Below are 22,074 nucleotides of genomic sequence, written 5' to 3'. Positions count from 1 at the left end.
GACAATAGAGGTCGGCGCGTGAGTGCGCCGGCTGATGACCAGAGCGAAGAAAGGCTCACTATGCGGAAGGCCCAACGCGACCGATCGACCTCCGAGTCGACCGTGTCCGTCGCCCTCGACCTCGACGGCACCGGCAGAGCGGACATCTCGACGACCGTGCCGTTCTTCGACCATATGCTCACCGCACTGGCGAAGCATTCGCTCATCGACTTCGACATCACCTCCTCCGGCGACACCGACATCGACGTGCATCACACCGTCGAGGACACCGCGATCGTCATCGGTCAGACCCTCGCCGAGGCGCTCGGCGACAAGGCCGGCATCCGCCGCTACGGTGCCGCCTTCGTCCCGCTCGACGAAGCGCTGGCCCGCTGCGTCATCGACATCTCCGGCCGGCCCTACTTCGTCCACGAGGGCGAGCCCGACGGTCAGCAGTACCACCTCATCGGCGGACACTTCACGGGCTCGATGACCTCGCACGCCCTCGAGTCGATCGCGTTCCACGCGGGACTGACCGTCCACCTCGACCTGCTGCGCGGCCGCGACCCGCACCACATCGTCGAAGCCCAATTCAAAGCATTCGCCCGCGCCCTGCGCGAAGCCGTCGAACCCGACGGACGCACCACCGCAGTGCCGAGCACCAAGGGAGTCCTGTGAGCACCACCGTCGTCGTCACTCCGTTCGGCGTCCCCGACCAGCTCGCCGCCGCGTGCGTGCTGTCGAACATCTCCGGCACGATCGTGCCCATCGGCGACTTCACCGGCATCGTCCTCACCGACACCGGGGTCGAAGCCGGCAACGAGGCGGCCGCCGCGATTTCGAAGCTCGCCGGCAAGCACGAGGTCCTTCTCCTCGTCCGCAGCGACGAGCAGATCGACGCCGGGCACTTCCGCCACGGGGCCCGTGAGTCCGATGTCCCCGCCGGACTCGCCCTGCGCAACCTGCCCGACGTCACCGAGCAGATCCTCCTCGAGACCGTCACCCCCGAGGAGGTCGAAGGCAACATCCCGACCTCGTCGATGTCGAAGCTCCAGGCGAGCGCGGCGACGATGACCCCGGGACGGGCAGCACTCGCACGCACCGCGCTCATGTGGATCGTCGTCGCCGTCCTCGCCGGTCTCGTCCTCGCCTTCGGCGTCACCGTCGGACTCGGCGGCAACGCCGTCGCCTGGATCGTCGCCGTCGTCGGGGCGATCGTCCTCGGGTTCTCGCTGTGGCGGATCTCCCGCGTCCTCTCAGGAGGGCAACGCTGATGACGACGATCGCCGTCCTCGACTACGGTGCCGGCAACGTCCGCTCCGCGGTGCGCGCCGCCGAGGCTGCCGGAGCCGATGTCACCCTCACCGCCGACCACGCGGTCATCGACGCCGCCGACGGTCTGCTCGTGCCCGGGGTCGGAGCGTACTCCGCGGTGATGCGCGGGCTCGAGTCCGTCGGCGCCGTCGACCTCATCCGCGACCGGCATGCGGCCGGTCGTCCTCTGCTCGGCATCTGCGTCGGCCTCCAGGTCTTCTTCTCCCGCGGACGCGAACACGGGGAGGAGACCGAGGGCATCGGCCTGTGGCCCGGTGAGGTCACCGCGCTCGACGCCCCCGTCGTGCCCCACATGGGATGGACGGGCGTGACCGCTGCCCCCGGGTCGCAGATGTTCGCCGGCATCGAGGATGAGAAGTTCTACTTCGTCCACTCGTACGCCGCGACCGAGCACCCGACCGGGACGCTCGTGACGACAGCGACCCATGGCGGAGACTTCGTCGCCGCCGTCGAAGACGGCACGACGTGGGCCGCCCAGTTCCATCCGGAGAAATCCGCGACCGCAGGCGCCGGACTCCTGCGCAACTGGATCGCATCGTTCTCCGCGCCGCACGACTGACCCGCACGCACCGGGACCGGCGCGGTCCCGGAATCACTGACTCAGCGTCGCATCCACCACAGCACCAACGACTGCGACCCAGGAAAGGCCATCATGACTGACAAGCTCGTTCTCCTCCCCGCCGTCGACGTCGCCGACGGCAAAGCCGTCCGCCTCGTCCAGGGCGAAGCGGGCACGGAAACCGACTACGGCTCACCGATCGACGCCGCCCACGACTTCGAGGAGCGCGGCGCCGAATGGATCCACCTCGTCGACCTCGACGCGGCCTTCGGTCGGGGATCGAACTCCGATCTCCTCAACCAGGTCGTCAAGGCCGTGGGCATCAAGGTCGAACTCTCCGGCGGCATCCGCGACACCGAGAGCCTCGAGAGGGCCCTCGATACCGGAGCCGAACGCGTCAACATCGGCACCGCAGCGCTCGAGAACCCCGAGTGGACCGCCGAGATGATCGCCCGCTTCGGCGACCTCGTGGCCATCGGCCTCGACGTCCGCGGCCAGACGCTCGCGGCCAGGGGCTGGACGAAGGACGGCGGCGACCTCTTCGAGGTGCTCACCGGCCTCGAGGAGGCCGGCTGCGCCCGCTACGTCGTCACCGACGTCCGCAAGGACGGCACCCTGCAGGGCCCCAACCTCGACCTCCTCGAATCGATGTCGACGCGCACCGACAAGCCGATCACCGCCTCCGGCGGCGTCTCGAGCCTCGATGACCTCCGCAGTCTCCGCAGCCTGGTGCCTGCCGGCGTCGACTCCGCGATCGTCGGCAAGGCCCTCTACGCCGGGCAGTTCACGCTCGAAGAGGCCCTCGACGTCGCGGGACGCTGAGACCGTGTCGACCGATTCGGCCGGCCAGCCGTGGGAGGGTCGCAACCTCGCCCCGAACCCGTTCTCCGGGGACACCGGTGAGGCCGATGCGGCCCTGCTCACGGCCCTCGAGACCGCGGCCGCGGCACCGCTCGATGCCGAGGCCCACCGCGGCGTCGTCTCTGCCCTGTCCGGCACCCGGCTCTACGCGCCGATCGTCCCCATGGCCGTCGACCACGGAGTCGGGGAGAACGGGCTCATGGTCGACAACTCCTCGGAGATGGCGATGGTCCGCCTCCAGGCCGCCGACGGCCGCGAATGCACGCCCGGGTTCTCCGCGATCCCCCCGCTGACCACGTGGCACCCCGAGGCCCGGCCGGTGCCCATCGAAGCCGAACGCCTCGTCCTCGGCGCCGTCGAAGCCGAATCCCAGCTCGTCGTCCTCGACCCCGGCTCGGAGCGGTCGTTCCTCCTGCGGCGTCCCGCGCTGTTCGCGTTCGCGCAGGGCCGGCCGTGGACGCCGTCATGGGCCGACACCGAGGTGGGGCAGGCGATCGCGACGATCGCTGAGGCCTTCCCGTGGCTGGCGACGCTCAGTCTCAGCCCCGGCAGCGCCCGCGTCCACGTCGAAGGACCGGAACTCGGCATCCGCCTCGGCGTCCGCGGTGATGTCGACCGGGCCGAACTCGACCGGTTCCAGCAAGCGCTGGCCGGCGATGCCCTCATCATCGACCGTGTCGATTCCCTCGCCCTCCAACTCACCGCGGCGTAGTGCCGGGCCGCGGGTCTCCTATGCTTGAGTGACATGAGCCCGATGCGCGACCTCAGCCGTCCCACCGTCCCCGACGAGTCCTACCTCGACCACATCGCCGTCGAGACGCAGGCCCGTGCGACAGCGGCAGGGGAGTGGACCGACGATCACACCGGCGCCCCGACCGCGAGCATCGAGGCGATCGCTGACGCCGTCGAGACCGTCGGTCCCAAGATCACCGAGCTGCTCCACACCATCCACGGCCTCGCCGAGACGGCCTTCGAGGAGCACGAATCCGTCGCCGCGATCGCCGCCGTCCTCGAATCCCGCGGCATCGCCGTCGAGACCGGCCTCTACGGCGTCGACACGACCCTGCGCGCGACGACGGGCAGCGGTGAGGGCCGGACGATCGCGATCCTCGCCGAATACGATGCGCTGCCGGAGATCGGTCACGCGTGCGGCCACAATCTCATCGCCGCCGCCGGGGTCGGGGCGTTCCTCGCCCTCCACGCGCTCTTCGAGGAGGATCCGGCCGCGGTGCCCGGCACCGTCGTCCTCCTCGGCACCCCCGCCGAGGAGGGGCACTCGGGCAAGGAGATCATGGCCCGGGCCGGTGCCTTCGCGGACATCGATGCGGCGATCATGGTCCACGGGTACGGCTACGACTGCGCCGACCAGGTGTGGCTCGGCCGTCGCCTCCTCGAGGTCACGTACTCCGGCGTCGCCGCGCACGCCTCGGCGCAGCCATTCATGGGACGCAACGCGCTCGACGCCGCATCCCTCTTCTACCAGGGTCTCTGTCTCCTGCGGCAGCAGATGCCGCCGATCTCCCGCCTCCACGCCGTCATCGCCGACGGCGGGACCAGGCCGTCGATCATCACGGAGTCCGCGACTGTCCAGTGCTACGTCCGCTCGAAGTATCCGGAGACGCTCAAGGAGCTTTCGCAGCGGGTCGAGGACGCGGCGATGGGGGCGGCGCTGATGACCGGCACCGGGGTCGAGGTGACGTGGGATGAGCACCCGCCGTCGCTGCCGGTGCGCGGCAATGCGGCCCTGACGACGCGCTGGGCCCTCCATGAGGAGGAGCGGGGACGCTCACCGCTGCCGGCCGGGGTTCTCGACGAGTCGATCGCCGCGTCGACGGACTTCGGCAACGTCTCCTACCGGATCCCCGGCATCCATCCGCTCATCAGGACCGCCGACGCCGAGGTGGCCCTGCACACCCGCGAGTTCGCCGCCGCCGCGATCACCCCGGCCGCCGAGACCGCGGCCCGCGACGCCGCCTACGGGCTCGCGTGCACGGCGCTCGACTACCTCGTCGACGATGCCCTGGCCGCCGAGGTGGACGACGAGTTCACCCGCGCCGGCGGCGCGATCGACGTCGAGCACTACTTCGACTGAACGGGTTGAGCGCCGCCGGCCGGCACGTGCGACGGCCGCCGGCCGGCACGTGCGACGGCCGCCGGCCGGCGATCACACCGCGGCGGATCCCGCCACGCGCTTGCCGTCGAGGAAGACATGCGCGATCGTCGACCGGTCGGTGAAGCGGGTGGGATCCTCGAGCGGGGAGGCCGTCCAAGCGACGAGGTCGGCGCGCTTGCCCTCCTCGATCGTGCCGGTGACCTCGCCGAGGTCGCAGAGCTCGGCATTGATCCGGGTCGCGGCGATGAGCGCGGCCTCCGGGGACTCGAGCTGCGAGCGCAGCTTCATCTCCTCGGCCCGATTGACCTGATTGAGGCCCGTGAGGTCGGAGCCGAGACCGATGCGCACCCCGGCCTTCCGGGCTTCGCGCAGGGAGGACTCCATCCCGGCGATGACGTCGTCGATCTGGGCGGAGAAGTCGTGTTCGACGCCGGAGGCGGACGACCCGGTGAGGTAGACGTAGGCGGTGGCGAACGTCGGGACGAGGGAGACGCCGTTCTCGACCATGAGCTGCGCGGTCTCCCCGTCGATGCCGGTGCCGTGTTCGATGCACTTGACGCCGGCTTCGATGGCCGTGCGGATGCCCGTGGCATTGTGGGCGTGGACGGTGACGTACGTGCCCCTCGCGTTCGCCTCGTGGACGGCCGCGGAGATCTCATCGAACGTGAACTGGGTGGCCTCGACGTTGTTGCGGAACCCGAGCACGCCACCGGTCACGCACATCTTGATGAAGTCGGCCCCGCGGCGGAAGGACTCGCGGACGTTCCTGCGGATCTCATCGGGACTGTCGGCGAGCAGCGCGATCGTCCGCAGCCCCGGGATCGCGTGCGTGTCGAAGTACTCGGTGGGCTCCCATTCGCTCGAGTAGTGCCCGTGCCCGCCGGTCTGGGCCTGGATGGGCCCGGACTGGACGATCCGCGGGCCGCGCACCCGACCGCTCGCGATCGCCTGCGGGACCCCGAGATCGAGACCGCCGCAGTCGCGCAGCGTCGTGAAACCGGCGTCGAGGGCCTGCCCGCAGACGTAGAAGATGTCGCCGGCGAGGACGGCGACGGGCAGGTCGTGGCGCAGGCTGGCATCGACGGGGCTGGCCATGCCGGCATGGGTGTGGCCGTCGATGAGACCCGGGGTGATCGTCAGCCCACGGGCGTCGATGATCTCGTCGCCCGCCTCGGCGTCCCCGCCGATGCGATCGATGAGACCATCGTCGATGCGGATTCCCGTGACATCCCGGGGGGCGGTGCCCGGGCCCTTGTCGGTCTCGTCGCCGGTGCAGGGAATCACGGTGGGGTTGGCCAGCCAGATCGCCATTGTTACCTCTGATCTCGTCGTTGAAACTGTGGTCGTCTTCCGATTATCTCGGTCCGGCGGCGCGCGGACTATCGCTGACTGTCGTGTTCGACGGTCTCCGGCCACGACAGCTGTCCAGTCGTGCGGAGCAGTTTGAGTCCCATGTGCGCGGCGAGCCGGTCTCCGCCGCTGCCGAGGTCGAGGCCGGTGAGCTGTTCGATCCGCTTGAGCCGGTTGTAGAGGCTTCCCCGGTGGAGGTACATCGCCGAGGCGGTGGCCCGGACGTCGCCGGCCGCGTCGAGGTAGCGCTCGAGGGTCTCCGCGAGGTCGGGATGGTCGGTGACGAGTGAGGCGATGACCGTGGCGATCGGCGTCGCCAGGGTCTCCGCGTTCGCCTCGGGCAACAGTCCGTAGTACCCGAGTTCGCTCCAGCGGCGGAGCGCGACCGGGGCGGTGTCCGTGGTCAGGGCGATGCGGGCGGCGGTGAGCGCGTGCCGGTAGGAGGCGATCGTCGTCTCGGTGTCCCTGAGGTCCTCGAGGGCGCTGCCGAGGCCGATGCCGACCCGGTCGATCACGTCCTGATCGCCGAGTTCGCCCTGCCACCACTGCCTCACCGAGTCGTCGGGGAAGTCCGCGCCGAGGAGGACGACGCTGTGGTCGGCGGATTCGTGGAAGAGGCCCGGGGCCAGGGAGAACCAGTCGGTGAAGCGCTCGAGCAGGAGGGAGGCGCTCATCCCGAGCTGCGCCGGGCTCGCGCCGGTGGTCCCGGTGAACTCGAGGACGAGGAGGGTCGAGGCCTGGGCGCCGAAGAGGCGCTCCTGGGCGAGGGCCTCGGCGCCTTTGGTCCGCTGGTCCGGGTCGGGGGAGAGGGCATCGGCGAGGTGCTGTTTGAGGGCGGAGTCCCGGGCTCGTCCGGCGTGGGCCTGACGGCGCAGCTCCCGGCTGATGGAAGCGGCCGCCTCGGCGACGGTCTTCTCCTCGTCGGCTCCGATGGGACCCTCGGTCTGCAGGAGCCAGATGAAGCCCATCGTCCGGCCCTCGGCGGTGACGGGGTAGCCGAAGCGGGCGATGTACGCATCGAGGCTCTCATTGGCCCCGACCTCGAAGAGCCGGGTCGCGCTGCGGGCGCCCTGGGAGTAGATGAATTCCTGGAGTTGGGGTGAGACGCGGCGCCGGAGCACCGAATCGATGCGAGCCTGGTCGACCGCTCCCATCTGCTTGGAATGGGCGATGTGGCGGATCGAGTAGTCGCTGACCGAGACGGTGCGCCCCAGCGCCGTGCTCAGGGCATCGACGATGGACTGGACCTCATCTTGCATGCCTCCAAGGGTAGAGGACACGGTGGCGGCCCAGCCCATCGCCGGTTCAGCGGGTGCGCAGCTGCGCGCCCTGGGCGATCGAGGAGTCCCTCGTCTCCGGCAGCCAGCGGGCGAGGACGAGGAAGGCGATGGCGCCGATGGCCAGCGTGTAGAACCCCGGGGCCAGGGCGGTGCCGAATGCGGAGATGAGGCTCGAGTTGACGAGGGGAGCGGTGCCGCTGAAGATCGCGTAGGCGATCGCGGTGGGCAGGGCGAGGCCGACGAAGCGGAACTGCGGGGGCAGGAGCTCGGGGACGCTGATGTTGCCGACGACGCCGACGAAGTTCGTCGCGATGACCATGACGATCATGCCGAGCCATGCCAGGGCGGCGACGCCGAGGAGACCGTAGGCGGGGACGACGGCGACGGCGGCGATCGCGACGCTGGGGATGAGGAGCCGACGGCGACCGTACCGGTCGGCCAGGGCCCCGATCATCGGGCTGGTGATCGCGGCGACGATGAGCATGATCGTCACGGTGATCGTCGCCGACAGCGGAGCGAACTTGAGTTCGGAGATGAGATAGCTCGGCAGGTAGCCGACGACCGAGGAGGTGAGGATGCCGAGGAAGACGTTGTAGACGAAGACGATCATGATGATGCCCTTGTGCTTGGCCCAGAGGTCGCGCAGGCGCGGGGCGTTGTCGATCTTCTCCTCGGTCTTGATGAACACGGGGGTCTCGGCCAGGCGGAGACGGACGTAGAGGCCGACCATGGCGATGAGCCCGCCGAAGACGAACGGGACGCGCCACACCCATTCCTGGTAGACGGGGCCGAAGCTCGCCTGGAGGACGAGGATGAGCACCGTGGCTCCCACCGTGCCCAGCCACGTCGAGGTGGTGACGAAGCTGCACCACAGTCCGCGGCGGCCCTGCGGGGCGTGCTCCATGAGGAACGTCGTCGCGCCGACGAACTCACCGGCGGCGGAGAAGCCCTGGAGGCAGCGGAAGATCAGCAGCAGCGCCGGCGCCCACCAGCCGATCGCTGCGAAACCGGGGATGAGTCCGATCGCGGCGGTGGCCAGGCCCATCATGATGACGGAGATCGACAGGGCGCGGCGCCGGCCGTAGCGGTCGCCGATGCGACCGAGGACGTACCCGCCGACGGGGCGGATGACGAACGCCGCGGCGTAGACGGCGAAGGTCGCGGCCAGCGCCCCGGCACCGCCGTCGGGCGGGAAGAACGTCGCGGCGATGATCGTCGCCGCGAACCCGTAGAGGGCGAAGTCGAACCACTCGACGAAGTTGCCGACCGTCGTGCCCGCGATGAGCGGGACCGGCGACGATTTCTTCGGCGGCGAATCCGGTGAGTCTGTGGCCTTGGTCTGCATCATTGCCTCCCTGTGCGACCTGATGTGTGATGAGTGTCTCAATCCTTGCGCCTCGCCGCTGACCTCGACAATGACGGATTGTCGCGTGTTGGCGGACGCGGAGACGACAGTTGTCCAGACCTTGCGCCCGGGCTCTGCGAACCGTTGCCCGGCCGGCCCGGCCGACCCTACGTTATTGCCCATGACACCCACAGAATCGCCCACGGACACCCAGTCGACGACCCCCGCACAGCCGACCGCCGAGGCCCCGGAGTCTCGGACCCGGGAGCTGGCCCGACGCTTCGCCGACGACCTCGTCGCCCTGCGCCGGGATCTGCACCGGCAGCCCGAGCTCGGGCGTCAGCTGCCGCAGACCCAGCAGCGCGTCCTCGATGCCCTCGCCGACCTCGACCTCGAGATCACCCTGGGCACGGAGCTGACGAGCATCACCGCGGTGCTGCGCGGCACGAAGCCCGGTGGCCGCACCGGTGAGGACCGGCCGGTGGTGCTCCTGCGCGGGGACATGGACGGGCTGCCCGTCGTCGAGGAGAGCGGAGAGGACTTCGCCTCGACGACGGGGGAGACGATGCACGCGTGCGGACACGACCTCCACACCGCCGGGCTCGTCGGGGCCGCGCGGATCCTCCACGCGATGCGCGAGGACCTCGACGGCGATGTCGTCTTCATGTTCCAGCCGGCGGAGGAGATGGACGGCGGGGCCGAGCAGATGATCGCCGAGGGTGTTCTCGATGCTGCGGGCAAGCGCGCCGATGCCGCCTACGGACTCCACGTGCTCGCCCATGAGATTCCCCGCGGGGTCTTCACCGGCCGCCCCGGCACGCTCATGTCCGCCCCCGATTCGCTCAAGGTGCGGTTCAACGGGGCCGGCGGCCACGGGTCGGCGCCGCACACGACGATGGATCCGATTCCGGCGCTGTGCGAAGCGGTGACCGCGCTGCAGACGATGGTGACGAGGCGCTTCAACATCTGGGACCCCGTCGTCGTCACGGTCGGGCGGATCGCCGGTGGTGCGAAGGAGAACATCATCCCCGACTCCGCGGAGTTCAATGCGACGATCCGGTCCTTCAGCCGGGAGTCCCGGGCCCTGCTCGCCGAACTCGTCGTGCCGCTCATGGAGGGCATCGCCTCGGCGCACGGACTCGAATCCGAGGTGTCGATGACGAACGTCTACCCGCTCACGGTCAACAACCCCGATGAGCACGCGTTCATGGCCGAGACCGTGGCCGAGCTCTTCGGTGAGGACCGCTTCGCCCTCAAGCCCACCCCCGACGCCGGGGCCGAGGACTTCTCCTTCGTCCTCGACGAAGTGCCCGGCACGTACCTCTTCCTCGGTGCGTGTGCGACGGGGGATCCGGCGACGGCGCCGAGCAATCATTCGCCGCTCGCCCGCTTCGACGACTCCGTCCTCCCCGACGGGGCCGCGCTGCTCGCCGAACTCGCGGTGCGCCGGATCAACCGCGCCTGAGCAGATCTGCGCGCGGGCCGTGCGCGGAGCCCGCGCATCCGCGCACTACCCTGCACCCGCATCGGCCTATGTGAGCTCGGACACCGAGGTGTGTCAGACTGTTCCACGACAGCACTGCGATCGTCGGACAATGCGGGCGGCCAGGGCAGTTGCGAGTTCAGTGAGCACCACCTCGGCGGTTCGGGCCCTTCACCGGTTTCCTCCCGAACTCAGCGCGTTCATAGGAGAGAGCCATGTCAACGCAGGCGTCAGGGAAAGTCGGAATCGGGCAGCGGATGCTCGACGGGATCGAGCGGATCGGCAACAGACTGCCCGAGCCCTTCACCCTCTTCCTCGGACTCTTCCTCCTCACCGGGGCGATCTCGACGGCGATGGCGCTCGCCGGGGTGTCGGTCTCGATTCCCGGCAGTGACGAGGTCGTCGCGATCAGGGGCCTCTTCACCGGTGAGGGCCTGGCGTGGCTGACGACGACGATGGGCGAGAACTACATCGGGTTCCCGCCGCTCGCGACGGTGCTGCCGATCCTGCTCGCCGTCGGCGTCGCCGAGAAGTCGGGGATGCTCGCCGCGGCCGTGCGCGTCGCCTTCGGCAAGAGCCCGCGCTGGTTGCTCCCTTACGCCGTCGGGTTCGTCGGCGTCGTCGGGTCGATCATGGCCGACTCGGCGTTCATCATCATCCCGCCGCTCGCCGCGCTCGTGTTCAAGGCCGCGGGACGGCATCCGATGGCCGGTCTCATCGGCGGGTTCGCCGCGACCGGCGCCGGGTATTCGACGTCGATCGTCCCGACGAGCCTCGACGCGCTCTTCGCCGGCATCACCACCTCGGTGATGGAGACGTTGCCCGGGGTCGAGTACCAAGCGGTCAACCCGGTCTCGAACTACTACTTCAACATCGTCGCCTCGATCGTCCTCGCCCTCATCGCCGGACTCATCATCGACAAGCTCATCGAACCGAACATGGTCCGCAAGGGCGTACCGCGCGACTACGTCGACGCGACGAGCCAGGGACTCGACAAGAAGTACCAGGCCACGGGCTCGGAGTACGCGGAGAACGCCGTGTCGGCGCAGGAGATGGAGGCCGCACAGACGGCGATGAGCCCGACCCTCGAGCCGGCGGAGAAGCGGGGGCTGCGCTGGGCCGTTCTCGCCGCGCTCGCCCTCACCGCGGTCATCCTCTTCGCGGTCCTCATCCCCGACTCCCCGTGGCGCAACGAGGACGGCGGCTTCCTGCCGAAGTCCCCGCTGCTGTCCTCGATCGTCTTCATCGTCTTCGCGTACTTCATGCTCATGGGCGTCGTCTACGGCCTCGTCGTCGGCACGATCCGGTCGATGAACGACATCGTCAGGATGATGGGACAGTCGTTCGTCGACATGATGTCGTTCCTCATCCTCGCGTTCATCCTCGGCCAGTTCATCGCCCTCTTCAACTGGTCGGGCATCGGGTCGTGGATCGCCGTGGCCGGCGCGTCCGGCCTCGAATCGATCGGCCTGACCGGGTTCGCCGCGATCATCGGGTTCATGCTGCTGGCGAGCCTGCTCAACCTCTTCATCGTCTCCGGATCGTCGATGTGGACGCTCATGGCCGCGGTCTTCGTCCCGCTCTTCGCCCTGCTCGGCTACGAGCCCGCGTTCATCCAGGCCGCGTTCCGCGTCGGCGACTCCGCCACGCAGGTCATCACCCCGCTCAACCCGTACATGATCGTCCTTCTCGGCCTCGTCCGCCGTTACGAGCCGAACGCGGGCCTCGGCACCGTGATCTCCCGGATGTTCCCGTTCGTCATCCCGTTCTGGCTCGCGTGGGCGGGCCTGCTCGCGATCTGGTACTTCTTCGACCTGCCGCTCGGCCCCGGCAACGGGATCTTCCTCGGGCAGAGCTGAGGCCGACCCTCGCCGAGGTGGGGCGTCCTCAGGGCAGCATCTCGTCGATCCCGCGGCGCCAGTCGGCGGCCGTGCCCGCCTCGATGAGGCAGGGGCGGCGCCAGATCGGGGCGAGTTCGGCGAGTTCGAACATCGTCCGGTCGAACCAGCCCGCGGCCCGGACGACGGCGTGGGGGGACGGCGACGGATTTCCTGGGGTGTGAGCCGAGAATCTCGTGCGTGTACGCGGCGATGTCGGCGAGCGTGGGATTGGCGCTCGGAGCGATGACGAGACGGTGTGTGTCTGCCCCTGTTGTGGCTGGGCGCTGGCGGCCCGCGTCGGCGGTGGCTGGGCGCTGTCGGCCCGTGTCGGCGATGGTTGCCTGATCGGCGGGACCGGCGACGGTGGTCGTGGGACTGGCAACGGCGGTCCCGGGATCGGCGATCTCAGCCACCGCGTCGATCTGGCCGGCGACCACCTCGGCGGCGCTGTCGGCGAGATCGGCAGCCGCGTCGAGCATCGTCCGAGTCATGTCGCCGATGACGGTGATCCCGTGGGAAACGTCGGTGTGCGCGAGCACGACTGCCCGACGGCCGGCGGCGATGCGGTCGGTGATGCACAGGCGCACGACCGAACTCGTCGGCGTGGCCGTCGCTCCGATGAGGTCGCCGGCGAGCACGCTCGCGACCCGCGCCGGGTGAGCCGCGCGAGCATCGATGAGCTGGCGGCGGATGCGGCCCTTGTCATCGACCGGGGAGAACGGAGAGTCGGCGGTAATCGGGGTGTCCAGCCCGGCGAATGCGTAGACCGATTCGGGGAAGACGACGGGGATGCCGAGGTCAGCTGCGGCATCCATGATCGCCGCCTCGAGGCCGGGCAGGGTCGTCGCCCATACGCGCGAGTCGTACGCGGCGTGGACACACGCGAAGATCGCTTCGGCATTCGCCTCCTCGGCGGCAGAACGGACGACTGCGGAATTCGACGCATCGCCCTGCGCCCACGTGATCGACCCCGGCGCGCCGGCGGTCGCGGCAAGCGCCTCGGCGGGCGGCCTCGAGCGGGTCATGACGCGGACATCGGTGCCGGCGGCGGTGAGGTCGCGGGCGATCTGGGTGCCGATCTGGCCGAGGCCGAGGACGAGTGCTGAGCGCATGGCGGTGTTCCCTTCGTCTGCCGAGCAGCCGCAAAAGGTGAGCACTGCTCTCTGTTGGTGACGATCCGAGCGTAGACCCGTCGCTGAGATAAAACAAGAGCAGTGCTCACATTCAAATCCGGTGCTCTCTCACCGTAGGGTGAGGGGATGGAGAAGAAGCGGACTCCGCGAGAGAAGGCGCGCGCGGAGACCGAAGCGCGCATCGTCGAGATCGGCAATCGGATGCTCGACGCCGAAGGCGCGGAGGCGCTCTCGCTGCGGGCGATCGCGCGTGAGCTCGGGATCGTCTCGAGTGCCGTCTACCGCTATGTGACGACCCGCGACGAACTGCTGACGATCCTCATCGCCGACGCCTTCGCCTCGATCGCCGAGGCGGTCGATGCCGCCCTCGACCGCGACAGGTCGGTGACGGCGCTGGGGCTGGCGATGCTCGCCTGGTCGCGGAGGTTCCCCCGGCGCTGGGCGCTCATCTACGGCACGCCGATCGCGGCGTACGCGGCACCGCGCGAGGTGACGGTCGAGCCGGGCACCCGCGTCATGGCCACGTTGGTCACCCTCGTCGCCGAGGCTGGTGTTGCAGATGCTGTGGGGGTGGGCACGGCGGGCGCCCCAGGGACGGGTGCCGCGGACGTCGCCGATGTGGGCGTTGCCGAGGCAGCTGCCGCGGACGTCGCAGATGCGGGCATCACGCGCGAGCAGATTGCGGGTTCCCAGCCGACCCCGGGTGTCGAGCGCGTCGCTGCCGAACTCGCGACCCTCGGCATCGACGTCGATGCCGCTACGGTGCTGCGGGCGATCAGCACGTGGGTGACGATCGTCGGACTCATCAGCTCACTGCGCTTCGGGCAGTTCGGCCCCGGCTTCGATGACGTCGAAGACGACCTCATGATCTCGGTCATCGCCGACCTCGGGTGGTGAGACCGCCTCGGTGTGGAGATGCACTGACGGCCCCCGCTCAGTGAACGGGGGCCGTCAGGGGCGCGAAAGCCTCAGTCGACGAGCCGCGAAGGGGTGCGGCGCACAGGGGCGAGCCTCGAAGCGATCAGCGGACGGGGCCGGTGAACTTCTCTCCGGGGCCCTGGCCGGGCTCGTCGGGAATCGTCGAGGCTTCGCGGAAGGCCAGCTGCAGGCTGCGCAGGCCGTCGCGCAGCGGGCGAGCGTGGTGGTCGCCGATGACGGTCGCGGCACCGGTGACGAGACCGGCGAGTGCGGTGATGAGCTTGCGCGCCTCGTCGAGGTCGATGAGGTCGGCGGCGGACTGGCCGGGGGTGTCCTCGGCCAGGCCGGTCTTCACGGCGGCAGCGGACATGAGGTGGACGGCCGTGGACGTGATGATCTCGACGGCGGGAACCTCGGCGATGTCGCGGGTGACGTCGCCGACCGCCTCGGCGGTATTGGGGTCTTGAGAGGTCATGGGACAAGCTTGGCACATTCCGTTGACCCGGGTGGCCGGGAGGGGTCACGATGTGCGAAGAGTCATGAACCGTAGTACACTGGATACGGTGCGAAGCGGAGTCTGACTCCCACCTGGATCGCGACGAGCGATCGGGTCCGAAGATCTGATGTTCTTCCCCTCGTTGGAAATCGGGGATGAAGGCAGCGGGTCGAGGTGTATTCACGGAAAGATCCTGTGGTCTTAAGCCCCGGTGATCGTGTGTGCAGGCTCCCTTGGCATTCGTGTCGATGGGAGCCTTTTTCATTGCCACGACACCATTTGAGCTAAAAAGGAGTGAACACATCAGCGAGACGCGCATCAATGACCGGATTCGGGTTCCCGAGGTCCGGTTGGTCGGACCCAATGGTGAACAGGTCGGTATCGTTGCCATTCGCAAGGCACTCGATCTCGCCCGAGAGGCAGATCTCGATCTCGTCGAGGTCGCCCCGCAGGCGAAGCCCCCCGTGGCCAAACTCATGGACTACGGGAAGTACAAGTACGAATCTGCCCAGAAGGCCAGGGAAGCCCGGAAGAACCAGGCGAACACCGCGCTGAAGGAGATCCGCTTCCGTCTCAAGATCGACGAACACGATTACGAGACGAAGAAGGGTCACGTGACGCGGTTCCTGTCCGGCGGCGACAAGGTCAAGGTCATGATCATGTTCCGCGGGCGCGAGCAGTCCCGTCCCGAGATGGGCATCAAGCTGCTCAACCGGTTGGCCGAAGATGTGTCGGAACTCGGCACCGTCGAATCCGCCCCGCGGGTCGACGGACGCAACATGGTGATGGTCATCGCTCCTCACAAGTCCAAATCCGACGCCAAGGCCGAAGCCCGCAAGGCATCGTCTGATGCCAAGGGCCGCAACGCCGAGGTCAAGTCCCGACGCGATCGGGTCGCTGCGGAGAAGAACGCAGCGCCCGAGGCGTGAGCAACAGGTAACGAATTGCCGGACACCTGTGTCCGGTGGGTGAAGTAGTTGTGGGCACCCCCGTGCCCACAACGAAATGCAAAGGAGAACGGCACGATGCCGAAGCAGAAGACGAACAGCGGCGCCAAGAAGCGCATGCGCGTGACTGGCAGTGGCAAGATCATGCGCGAAGGCGTGAACAACCAGCACAAGTTCGAGGGCAAGTCCTCGAGCCGCAAGCGCCGTGTCGGTACGGACCAGGTCCTCACCGGCGGCGATCGCGCCAAGGCCCGCAAGCTTCTGGGCAAGCTCAAGGGCAAGTGACCCGGCCTCTCTGAGGCCGACCGGTCCGCTGCGGACCGATCCCCACAGCTTGAACCAGACTCCGGACTGAGATCCGGACGCAACGAATCAAAGGAGTAACACGTGGCACGTGTGAAGAGGGCAGTCAACGCCCACAAGAAGCGCCGGGTCATCCTCGACCGGGCAAGCGGCTACCGCGGACAGCGCTCGCGCCTGTACCGCAAGGCCAAGGAACAGGTCATCCACTCGCTGGTCTACAGCTACCGTGACCGCCGCGCTCGCAAGGGTGACTTCCGTCGCCTCTGGATCCAGCGCATCAACGCCGGCGCCCGCGCCAACGGCATGACGTACAACCGCTTCATCCAGGGCCTCAAGGCCGCTGGAGTCGAGGTCGACCGCCGCATGCTCGCCGAGCTCGCCGTCAACGACGCACCGACCTTCGCCCACCTCGTCAAGGTGGCCAAGGACGCCCTCCCGGCCGACGTCAACGCCGCGAAGACCCCGGCAGCCTGACGTCCCGCCCGGACAGACGCTTGGACAGCCCGCTGACGCAGTGAATGCGCACTGACGCTGTCCCAACGGCCCCGAACCGCTGCGTTCGGGGCCGTTGGTCTGTTCGCCCACCCTGTTCTCCCACTCCGATCACGAAGGTGCGCCATGAAGCTGCCCGATGTCATCTCCTCGCCGCAGTCGAAGCGGATCAAGAACGCCGCGAAGCTGCTCGGCCGCCGTGGGCGCAAGGCCGCCGGCCGATTCCTCGCCGAAGGTCCGCAGGCCGTCCGCGAAGCCCTGGCCACAGAGGGTGCCGTCGATGAGCTCTTCATCACCGAGGCGGCCGCTGAGCGCCATCCGGAGTTCGTCGAGGCGGCGGCCGGGTCGAGGATCTTCCTCTCCACCGTCACCGAGGAGGTCCTCACTGAGCTCGCCTCGACCGTGAACTCGCAGGGCGTCGTCGCCGTGTGCCGGGCACTCGACGTCGAACTCACCTCCGTCGTCGACAAGGATGCGCAGCTCATCGTCGTCCTCTCCCAGGTGCGCGACCCGGGCAATGCGGGCACGATCATCCGGCTCGCCGATGCCGCCGGGGCCGACGCCGTCGTGCTCACGTCCTCGAGCGTCGACGTCTACAACGACAAGACCGTCCGCGCCACCGCCGGGTCGATCTTCCATGTTCCCGTCGTCACGGGTGTCGGTCTCCCCGAGGTGACCGAACTCGCCCGTGCCCGCGGCCTGCAGGTCCTCGCCGCCGACGGCAACGATGCCGCGCACGACCTCCATCACCCGTGGGAGTCGGGTCTCGACCTCTCAGCGCGCACCGCGTGGGTCTTCGGCAACGAGGCGTGGGGGATGCGGCCCGAGGACCTCGAGGTCACCGACGCCGCCGTGGCCGTGCCGATCTACGGTCAGGCCGAGAGCCTCAACCTCGCGACCGCCGCCGGCATCTGCATCTTCGAGTCCGCCCGCAACCAGCGGATGTGAGGTTGGGCCGCCGGGGCGGTTGAGGCTCGGGGTTTCGGCGACCCGGCTGGGCGACCGGGCAACAGCGGCAAGCAAGATCCGATTTCAATTTTCTTGATCTGGGGTATGACGTCGCCTGAGATAGCCGCCCGCTCCACGGAGGAGCAGGGAGATGGGAACATTGTATCGCGGAGGCGACTTCATGAGTCGTGTAGATTCGCGCGAAGTAGGACGTGCCTTCACTAAATCCGCTGGTGCGAAAACTGTTGTGATACATTTAATCCATGAGCGCTGAAGTTTTGATTGCAATTGCCGGGGCAGTCCTGGGATCTAGTGTGGTAACAGCCATCATTCAGCTGGTCGCAAATAGATTTCGTTTCGACCGTAGAGCCCAGGTACTTCAAGCATGGAAAGATGAACTGAAAATTGCTGAAGAGTTGGAGCGAGTTGCGTTAGATGGCGACAAAATCGGTCAAAGCTACGCGCGCAATAATATGAGGATAGCTTTTAGTGCGGCTGTGCGTTCGGATCTGAATCGAAAGCTGGCGCTTCAGCTAATTCCGTCCAACATGGTGACCATAATAGTTTTGCTGACAGTCGGTTTCGGAACTTTAGTGACAGGATCTCTGATCGCGCTGATTAATGCGAGCACAGCAGAACCCAGAGGTGAATCGTACTATTACGCAATCGTTTTGGCGATTCTCGGATTATTGATGTTGATCTTCGGCATAGTGATTGATAATTACACTCGACAAATCCGATCAACTCTACTTTCGAAATTGAACCCGACTTACAAGCCGGAGGAGATTCAGGAAAGTACTGGATTGAATAAGTTTGGACGGTTTGTGTTGCCAAAGGATATTTGGTTTAACGCGGGCAACGTGCTCAGGCATATTGACGTGCAATCCGTGAAGGATAGAGGAGACAAGGCGCCGTAAGGTAATGGCAAAGATGCGGTGGTGAGACAGGTGGGAGTTCGGTTCCGGAAGGTAGCCTCACCTACGAGCAGCGTTGACTCTGGGCAACCCCTCCCTGAACCACCAGTTGGCGCAACTATAGTTCCGACCTTTTTTCTGCCGCATAAGAGTCACCGTTCTCCGACTTCTCTAATTTGTTCGTAAGTATTTTCGGCAACGAGGCGTGGGGATGAGGCCCGAGGACCTCGCGGTCACCGACGCCGCTGTGGCCGTGCCGATCTACGGTCAGGCCGAGAGCCTCAACCTTGCGACCGCCGCCGGCATCTGCATCTTCGAGTCTGCCCGCAACCAGCGGATGTGAGGCGGGGCCGCCGGGGCGCTTCGGCGGCTGAGGCTGGGCGAGTGGTCAGTGGCTTCCGCCTACTGGACCGCGGCTGAGCGGGCGGGCTATGGCTTCCGCCAACTGGACCGCGGCTGAGGCGCTTCGGCGACCGCGGCCGGGCGAGCGGGCCGCGGCGGGGCGAGCAGGCCGCGGCCTCAGCCTTCTGGTCCGCAACTTCAGCGTCCTGGGCTGGTGTCTCACGCGCGCTCGTGGCGAGTTCTCACTCGTTCAACACTTAGCGTGAGAATGTGGTCTTTGGAGACGACTTTTTCACGCCAAGTGTTGAACGAGCGGCCACTGCCGTCGGCGAACCGTCGATATTCACGCCAACTGTTGAATGAGCGGCTCACCTGTGCGGGGCGGCGATCTCCTGCAGCGCTCGGACGGGGGAGTCGAAAGCCCTCCGAGACCGGTCGCCAGTGACGAAACTATTCCGCCGCGTCTGCGGCCTTGGCGGTCTGATTGTTGGCGACGAGTTCCCAGATGTAGCCGTCGATGTCAGCGAAGTAGCCCATGTACGAACCATCGACGTCCTGACCCCCATCGGCTGACCCGCCAGCGGCGACAGCACGGTCGAGCACCTCATCGATCTCAGCTCGGGCGGCGAAAGCACAGGAGATGATGCTGGCGCCCGGGACGGGGTTCTTCGAACCGGGCTGGCCTGAGAGCTCGAGGTACTGGCCGTATTCGTCTGCGGCGATGAAGAAGATCGAAAGATTGGGCAGTTCGAATGCGACGATACCGTCCTCGACTCCGTCGGTTTCGAGTCCGAGTCCATCGACGTAGAAGTTCGCGGTGGCCTGCGGGTCGGCGACGGGCAATGACAGGATCGTCGTCAGTGGCTTCATGCCTGCAGTCTAGTGGGTTGGGCAACGGGCAGCCGTGTCACCGCCCGCCGATAGTCTGCACCCATGACGACTGCCGCACCGAAACCCCCGACGATCACCCACGGACAACTCGCTGAGGGCCTCCTCGGCGATATCGGGTCCGACGAGTTCCTCGAAGGGCTCGACTTCACCGACCTCGACCTCGCCGAGGCGGACGCCAAGGGCGCGACATTCCTCGACTCCGCGCTGACCCGGGTGACGTTCGGCGGGTCGGACGGGCATGCCGACCTCACGGGCGCTCGGTTGTCCGGGGTGCGGCTCACGGATTCCCGTGCGGACACTCTGATGATGCCGCGGGCGAACCTCGTCCATACGGAGGTCTCCGGATGCAGGATCGGTGCCGGTGTCTGCTACGACAGCGTGTGGGAGAAGGTCGTCATCGACAACTGCCGGATCTCCTACCTCAACCTGCGCTCGGCGAAGCTCACCGACGTCGAGTTCCGCGGCTGCGCGATCGACGAACTCGACCTCGACATGGCGACGGCGACCCGGGTCGCGTTCCCGGGCTCGACGGTCGGCAGCCTCCAGCTCGCCGGCTCGACCCTGCGCAGCGTCGACCTTCGGGGACTCGCCCCACATAAGATCACCGGCATCCAGGCGCTGCGCGGAGCGACGATCGACGACCAGCAGCTCATGGTCTTCGCCGAGCTCTTCGCCCGCGAACTCGGGATCATCGTCGAGTGAGCGTGCACGCCGACGAACGAACCGCCTCGGCGAGGGACATCAACACCCCGGCACCCACGACTACTTAAGCACCCCAGCCCATCCCGGTGCCCGAGCCCACACCGCTCACCCGCCGGTGATCACCGGTTCCGCAGCTCCTCGGTGAGCACCCGCTGGTTCTCCGAGTAGTCGATGGGGATGACGATGAGCTGGACACCGCCCTCCTCGAACGCCGTCTCGAGCGCCCCCTGGAGGTCGTCGACGTCGTCGAGGCGACGCCCCTTCGCCCCGTACGATTCGGCATAGGTGACGAAGTCGGGGTTGCCGAACTGCAGCCCGAAGTCCGGGAACCCGTCGACGGCCTGCTTCCACTGGATCATCCCGTAGCCGCTGTCCTCGAGGATGAGGACGACGAGATCGAGGCCGAGGCGCACCGCAGTCTCCATCTCCTGGCTGTTCATCATGAAACCACCGTCACCGGCAACCGCCATGACCCGGCACTCGGGATGCGTGAGCTTCGCGGCGATCGCCGAGGGCAGCCCGGCTCCCATCGTCGCCAGCGCATTGTCGAGCAGCAGAGTGTTCGCCCTGGTGGTGCGGTAGTTGCGGGCGAACCAGATCTTGTACATCCCGTTGTCGAGGGCGACGATGCCGTCGACGGGCATGACAGCGCGGACATCGTGGATGATCCGCTGCGGAGTGAACCGGTGCTCGGTTGCCCCCTCCTCGATCTTCGCGAGGATCCCCGCCCGCATCGGCAGCAGCGCCTGCGCATTGGGCACCTGACCCTCGAGCAGGTCGGCGAGCCGGTTGAGCGTGGGACCGAGGTCCCCGACGACCTCGAGCTGCGGGAAGTACACCTGTTCGACGACGGCGGCGCGGAAGTTGAGGTGGACGACGGTCGGTCCGTCCTCGTCCATCGTGAACGGCGGCTTCTCCGTCGTGTCGTGGCCGATCGTGACGATGACATCGGCGCTTTCGATCGCGTCGTGGACGTAGTCGCGATCGGTCAGCGCCGCCGTGCCCATGTAGAGCTCACTCGACCCCGACACCGATCCCTTGCCCATCTGCGTCGTGAAGTAGGGGATCCCGACGCGGGGCACGAACTCGGCCAGGGGGAGTCGGCAGCCGGCGCGGGAGGCGTCGGCACCGAGCATGAGCAGGGGACGCTCGGCTTCCCGGATGATCTTCGCGGCCGCTTCGAGTGAGGCGTCCGGGGCGACCGGCTGGATCATCCGGTGCGGCGGGATGAGCTCAAAGTTGTAGACCGGGGTCGCGGCGATGTCCTCGGGCAGTTCGAGATGGACGGGCCCCGGACGTTCGTCCTGCGCGACCCGGAATGCCTCCCTGACCATGGTGGGGATCATCGTCGCCGAGGTGATCTGATGCGTCGACTTCGTCAGCGGGCCCATCGCGGCGACCGTGTTGACGATCTGGAAGCGCGCCTGCTCCGCGGTTCGGATGCCCTTCTGACCGGTGATCATGACGACGGGCATCCCGCCGAGGTTGGCGTACGCGGCCCCGGTCGCGAGGTTGAGTGCCCCGGGCCCGAGCGTCGTCAGACACACGCCCGGCTTGCCGGTGAGCCGGCCGTAGGTCGCGGCCATGAAGGCGGCAGCCTGCTCATGACGGGTGATGATGAGTTCGATCGAGGACTCGCGCAGGGACTCGACGAAGTCGAGGTTCTCCTCCCCGGGGATCCCGAAGATCCTCTCGACGCCTTCGTTCTCGAGGGCCTTGACCATGACATCGGAGGCTTTGACTGGATTCGTCGTCATGACTCGACACTAGCGCGACTGAACCCGCAGAGCACGGGTGGGTGAC

The 22,074-nt window shown here is 67.5% G+C and carries 22 protein-coding genes and 1 pseudogene; 16 read left to right on the top strand and 7 right to left on the bottom strand.

The genetic code is table 11. From position 1 onward, the window contains the following. Window positions 1-60: 60 nt before the first annotated feature. The 6 genes from hisB (at window position 61) to FFS20_RS07560 (ending at window position 4,826) form a co-directional block, all read left to right on the top strand. Window positions 61-657: an imidazoleglycerol-phosphate dehydratase HisB gene (hisB, locus tag FFS20_RS07585; protein WP_137825260.1), complete on the top strand. Its 597-nt coding sequence runs from the start codon at window positions 61-63 to the stop codon at window positions 655-657. Further along, complete coding sequence (locus FFS20_RS07580) at window positions 654-1,253, top strand: hypothetical protein (protein WP_137825259.1); 600 nt, start codon at window positions 654-656, stop codon at window positions 1,251-1,253. The genes hisB and FFS20_RS07580 overlap by 4 nt, the downstream gene beginning before the upstream one ends. Beyond that, window positions 1,253-1,873 carry an imidazole glycerol phosphate synthase subunit HisH gene (gene hisH, locus FFS20_RS07575; RefSeq protein ID WP_137825258.1) on the top strand — a complete coding sequence of 207 codons (621 nt, stop codon included), beginning with the start codon at window positions 1,253-1,255 and terminating at the stop codon, window positions 1,871-1,873. The genes FFS20_RS07580 and hisH overlap by 1 nt, the downstream gene beginning before the upstream one ends. A 93-nt stretch (window positions 1,874-1,966) precedes the next feature. Next, entirely contained in the window at window positions 1,967-2,695 is a 729-nt protein-coding gene (gene priA, locus FFS20_RS07570) for a bifunctional 1-(5-phosphoribosyl)-5-((5-phosphoribosylamino)methylideneamino)imidazole-4-carboxamide isomerase/phosphoribosylanthranilate isomerase PriA (RefSeq protein ID WP_137825257.1), read from the top strand. Between the two features lie 4 nt (window positions 2,696-2,699). Next, a complete protein-coding gene (locus FFS20_RS07565; protein WP_137825256.1) occupies window positions 2,700-3,446 on the top strand; it encodes an SseB family protein in 747 nt (248 codons plus the stop codon). A gap of 33 nt (window positions 3,447-3,479) precedes the next feature. Continuing rightward, on the top strand, window positions 3,480-4,826 hold the full coding sequence (locus FFS20_RS07560) for an amidohydrolase (protein ID WP_137825255.1): 1,347 nt from the start codon (window positions 3,480-3,482) through the stop codon (window positions 4,824-4,826). A gap of 72 nt (window positions 4,827-4,898) precedes the next feature. Here FFS20_RS07560 and FFS20_RS07555 read toward each other — a convergent pair whose 3' ends face one another. The 3 genes from FFS20_RS07555 to FFS20_RS07545 form a co-directional block, all read right to left on the bottom strand. Further along, on the bottom strand, window positions 4,899-6,158 hold the full coding sequence (locus tag FFS20_RS07555) for an amidohydrolase family protein (protein WP_137825254.1): 1,260 nt from the start codon (window positions 6,156-6,158) through the stop codon (window positions 4,899-4,901). A gap of 68 nt (window positions 6,159-6,226) precedes the next feature. Beyond that, the gene (locus FFS20_RS07550; protein ID WP_137825253.1) at window positions 6,227-7,456 is read right to left on the bottom strand and encodes a PucR family transcriptional regulator; all 1,230 of its coding nucleotides are present in this window, start codon (window positions 7,454-7,456) and stop codon (window positions 6,227-6,229) included. Between the two features lie 46 nt (window positions 7,457-7,502). Next, window positions 7,503-8,825, bottom strand: a complete 1,323-nt coding sequence (locus FFS20_RS07545) for an MFS transporter (RefSeq protein ID WP_171007024.1) — start codon at window positions 8,823-8,825, stop codon at window positions 7,503-7,505. A 178-nt stretch (window positions 8,826-9,003) separates the two neighbouring features. Between FFS20_RS07545 and FFS20_RS07540 the strand changes: the two genes are divergently transcribed. Both FFS20_RS07540 and FFS20_RS07535 read left to right on the top strand, forming a co-directional pair. Further along, the gene (locus FFS20_RS07540) at window positions 9,004-10,287 is read left to right on the top strand and encodes a M20 family metallopeptidase (protein ID WP_137825251.1); all 1,284 of its coding nucleotides are present in this window, start codon (window positions 9,004-9,006) and stop codon (window positions 10,285-10,287) included. Window positions 10,288-10,520: 233 nt separating this feature from the next. Beyond that, on the top strand, window positions 10,521-12,164 hold the full coding sequence (locus tag FFS20_RS07535) for an AbgT family transporter (RefSeq protein ID WP_137825250.1): 1,644 nt from the start codon (window positions 10,521-10,523) through the stop codon (window positions 12,162-12,164). A gap of 641 nt (window positions 12,165-12,805) precedes the next feature. Here the strand turns inward: FFS20_RS07535 and FFS20_RS18520 are convergent. Then, window positions 12,806-13,297: pseudogene (locus FFS20_RS18520) on the bottom strand (2-dehydropantoate 2-reductase N-terminal domain-containing protein); the annotation flags it as partial. 147 nt (window positions 13,298-13,444) lie between these two features. Between FFS20_RS18520 and FFS20_RS07525 the strand changes: the two are divergent. Further along, window positions 13,445-14,215: a TetR/AcrR family transcriptional regulator gene (locus tag FFS20_RS07525; RefSeq protein ID WP_137825248.1), complete on the top strand. Its 771-nt coding sequence runs from the start codon at window positions 13,445-13,447 to the stop codon at window positions 14,213-14,215. 124 nt (window positions 14,216-14,339) lie between these two features. Here the strand turns inward: FFS20_RS07525 and FFS20_RS07520 are convergent, their stop codons facing one another. After that, on the bottom strand, window positions 14,340-14,711 hold the full coding sequence (locus FFS20_RS07520) for a DUF1844 domain-containing protein (RefSeq protein WP_137825247.1): 372 nt from the start codon (window positions 14,709-14,711) through the stop codon (window positions 14,340-14,342). A gap of 263 nt (window positions 14,712-14,974) precedes the next feature. On the opposite strand from FFS20_RS07520, the gene infC reads away from it, so the two are divergent. The 6 genes from infC (at window position 14,975) to FFS20_RS07490 (ending at window position 18,679) form a co-directional block, all read left to right on the top strand. Then, a complete protein-coding gene (infC, locus tag FFS20_RS07515; protein WP_249121075.1) occupies window positions 14,975-15,661 on the top strand; it encodes a translation initiation factor IF-3 in 687 nt (228 codons plus the stop codon). Between the two features lie 96 nt (window positions 15,662-15,757). After that, window positions 15,758-15,964 carry a 50S ribosomal protein L35 gene (rpmI, locus tag FFS20_RS07510; protein ID WP_063250542.1) on the top strand — a complete coding sequence of 69 codons (207 nt, stop codon included), beginning with the start codon at window positions 15,758-15,760 and terminating at the stop codon, window positions 15,962-15,964. A 102-nt stretch (window positions 15,965-16,066) separates the two neighbouring features. Beyond that, complete coding sequence (rplT, locus tag FFS20_RS07505) at window positions 16,067-16,456, top strand: 50S ribosomal protein L20 (protein WP_137825246.1); 390 nt, start codon at window positions 16,067-16,069, stop codon at window positions 16,454-16,456. Window positions 16,457-16,600: 144 nt separating this feature from the next. Next, window positions 16,601-17,422 carry an RNA methyltransferase gene (locus FFS20_RS07500; RefSeq protein WP_137825245.1) on the top strand — a complete coding sequence of 274 codons (822 nt, stop codon included), beginning with the start codon at window positions 16,601-16,603 and terminating at the stop codon, window positions 17,420-17,422. A 263-nt stretch (window positions 17,423-17,685) separates the two neighbouring features. Beyond that, a complete protein-coding gene (locus FFS20_RS07495; RefSeq protein ID WP_137825244.1) occupies window positions 17,686-18,339 on the top strand; it encodes a hypothetical protein in 654 nt (217 codons plus the stop codon). Between the two features lie 208 nt (window positions 18,340-18,547). Continuing rightward, window positions 18,548-18,679 (top strand): hypothetical protein, encoded by a 132-nt coding sequence (locus FFS20_RS07490; protein ID WP_349290515.1) that lies wholly within the window; start codon window positions 18,548-18,550, stop codon window positions 18,677-18,679. Between the two features lie 449 nt (window positions 18,680-19,128). Here FFS20_RS07490 and FFS20_RS07485 read toward each other — a convergent pair whose 3' ends face one another. Then, entirely contained in the window at window positions 19,129-19,548 is a 420-nt protein-coding gene (locus FFS20_RS07485) for a VOC family protein (protein WP_137825243.1), read from the bottom strand. A gap of 63 nt (window positions 19,549-19,611) precedes the next feature. Between FFS20_RS07485 and FFS20_RS07480 the strand changes: the two genes are divergently transcribed. Next, window positions 19,612-20,271: a pentapeptide repeat-containing protein gene (locus tag FFS20_RS07480; RefSeq protein ID WP_137825242.1), complete on the top strand. Its 660-nt coding sequence runs from the start codon at window positions 19,612-19,614 to the stop codon at window positions 20,269-20,271. A gap of 119 nt (window positions 20,272-20,390) precedes the next feature. On the opposite strand, the gene FFS20_RS07475 is transcribed toward FFS20_RS07480, so the two are convergent. Further along, entirely contained in the window at window positions 20,391-22,028 is a 1,638-nt protein-coding gene (locus tag FFS20_RS07475; RefSeq protein WP_137825241.1) for an acetolactate synthase large subunit, read from the bottom strand. Window positions 22,029-22,074 lie beyond the last annotated feature (46 nt).

This window comes from Brevibacterium sp. 2SA (genome assembly GCF_005502845.1).
In the GTDB taxonomy this organism is placed as follows: domain Bacteria; phylum Actinomycetota; class Actinomycetes; order Actinomycetales; family Brevibacteriaceae; genus Brevibacterium.
This window is presented reverse-complemented; position numbering and strand designations above follow the sequence as displayed.

What these genes read in the sequence shown, in the direction of transcription:
- hisB (WP_137825260.1), top strand. Translation starts at nt 61, where the DNA reads ATGCGGAAGGCCCAACGCGACCGATCGACCTCCGAGTCGACCGTGTCC.
- hisH (WP_137825258.1), top strand. Translation starts at nt 1,253, where the DNA reads ATGACGACGATCGCCGTCCTCGACTACGGTGCCGGCAACGTCCGCTCC.
- priA (WP_137825257.1), top strand. Translation starts at nt 1,967, where the DNA reads ATGACTGACAAGCTCGTTCTCCTCCCCGCCGTCGACGTCGCCGACGGC.
- FFS20_RS07560 (WP_137825255.1), top strand. Translation starts at nt 3,480, where the DNA reads ATGAGCCCGATGCGCGACCTCAGCCGTCCCACCGTCCCCGACGAGTCC.
- FFS20_RS07555 (WP_137825254.1), bottom strand. Translation starts at nt 6,158, where the DNA reads ATGGCGATCTGGCTGGCCAACCCCACCGTGATTCCCTGCACCGGCGAC.
- FFS20_RS07550 (WP_137825253.1), bottom strand. Translation starts at nt 7,456, where the DNA reads ATGCAAGATGAGGTCCAGTCCATCGTCGATGCCCTGAGCACGGCGCTG.
- FFS20_RS07545 (WP_171007024.1), bottom strand. Translation starts at nt 8,825, where the DNA reads ATGATGCAGACCAAGGCCACAGACTCACCGGATTCGCCGCCGAAGAAA.
- FFS20_RS07540 (WP_137825251.1), top strand. Translation starts at nt 9,004, where the DNA reads ATGACACCCACAGAATCGCCCACGGACACCCAGTCGACGACCCCCGCA.
- FFS20_RS07535 (WP_137825250.1), top strand. Translation starts at nt 10,521, where the DNA reads ATGTCAACGCAGGCGTCAGGGAAAGTCGGAATCGGGCAGCGGATGCTC.
- FFS20_RS07525 (WP_137825248.1), top strand. Translation starts at nt 13,445, where the DNA reads ATGGAGAAGAAGCGGACTCCGCGAGAGAAGGCGCGCGCGGAGACCGAA.
- FFS20_RS07520 (WP_137825247.1), bottom strand. Translation starts at nt 14,711, where the DNA reads ATGACCTCTCAAGACCCCAATACCGCCGAGGCGGTCGGCGACGTCACC.
- rpmI (WP_063250542.1), top strand. Translation starts at nt 15,758, where the DNA reads ATGCCGAAGCAGAAGACGAACAGCGGCGCCAAGAAGCGCATGCGCGTG.
- FFS20_RS07500 (WP_137825245.1), top strand. Translation starts at nt 16,601, where the DNA reads ATGAAGCTGCCCGATGTCATCTCCTCGCCGCAGTCGAAGCGGATCAAG.
- FFS20_RS07495 (WP_137825244.1), top strand. Translation starts at nt 17,686, where the DNA reads ATGAGCGCTGAAGTTTTGATTGCAATTGCCGGGGCAGTCCTGGGATCT.
- FFS20_RS07490 (WP_349290515.1), top strand. Translation starts at nt 18,548, where the DNA reads ATGAGGCCCGAGGACCTCGCGGTCACCGACGCCGCTGTGGCCGTGCCG.
- FFS20_RS07485 (WP_137825243.1), bottom strand. Translation starts at nt 19,548, where the DNA reads ATGAAGCCACTGACGACGATCCTGTCATTGCCCGTCGCCGACCCGCAG.
- FFS20_RS07480 (WP_137825242.1), top strand. Translation starts at nt 19,612, where the DNA reads ATGACGACTGCCGCACCGAAACCCCCGACGATCACCCACGGACAACTC.
- FFS20_RS07475 (WP_137825241.1), bottom strand. Translation starts at nt 22,028, where the DNA reads ATGACGACGAATCCAGTCAAAGCCTCCGATGTCATGGTCAAGGCCCTC.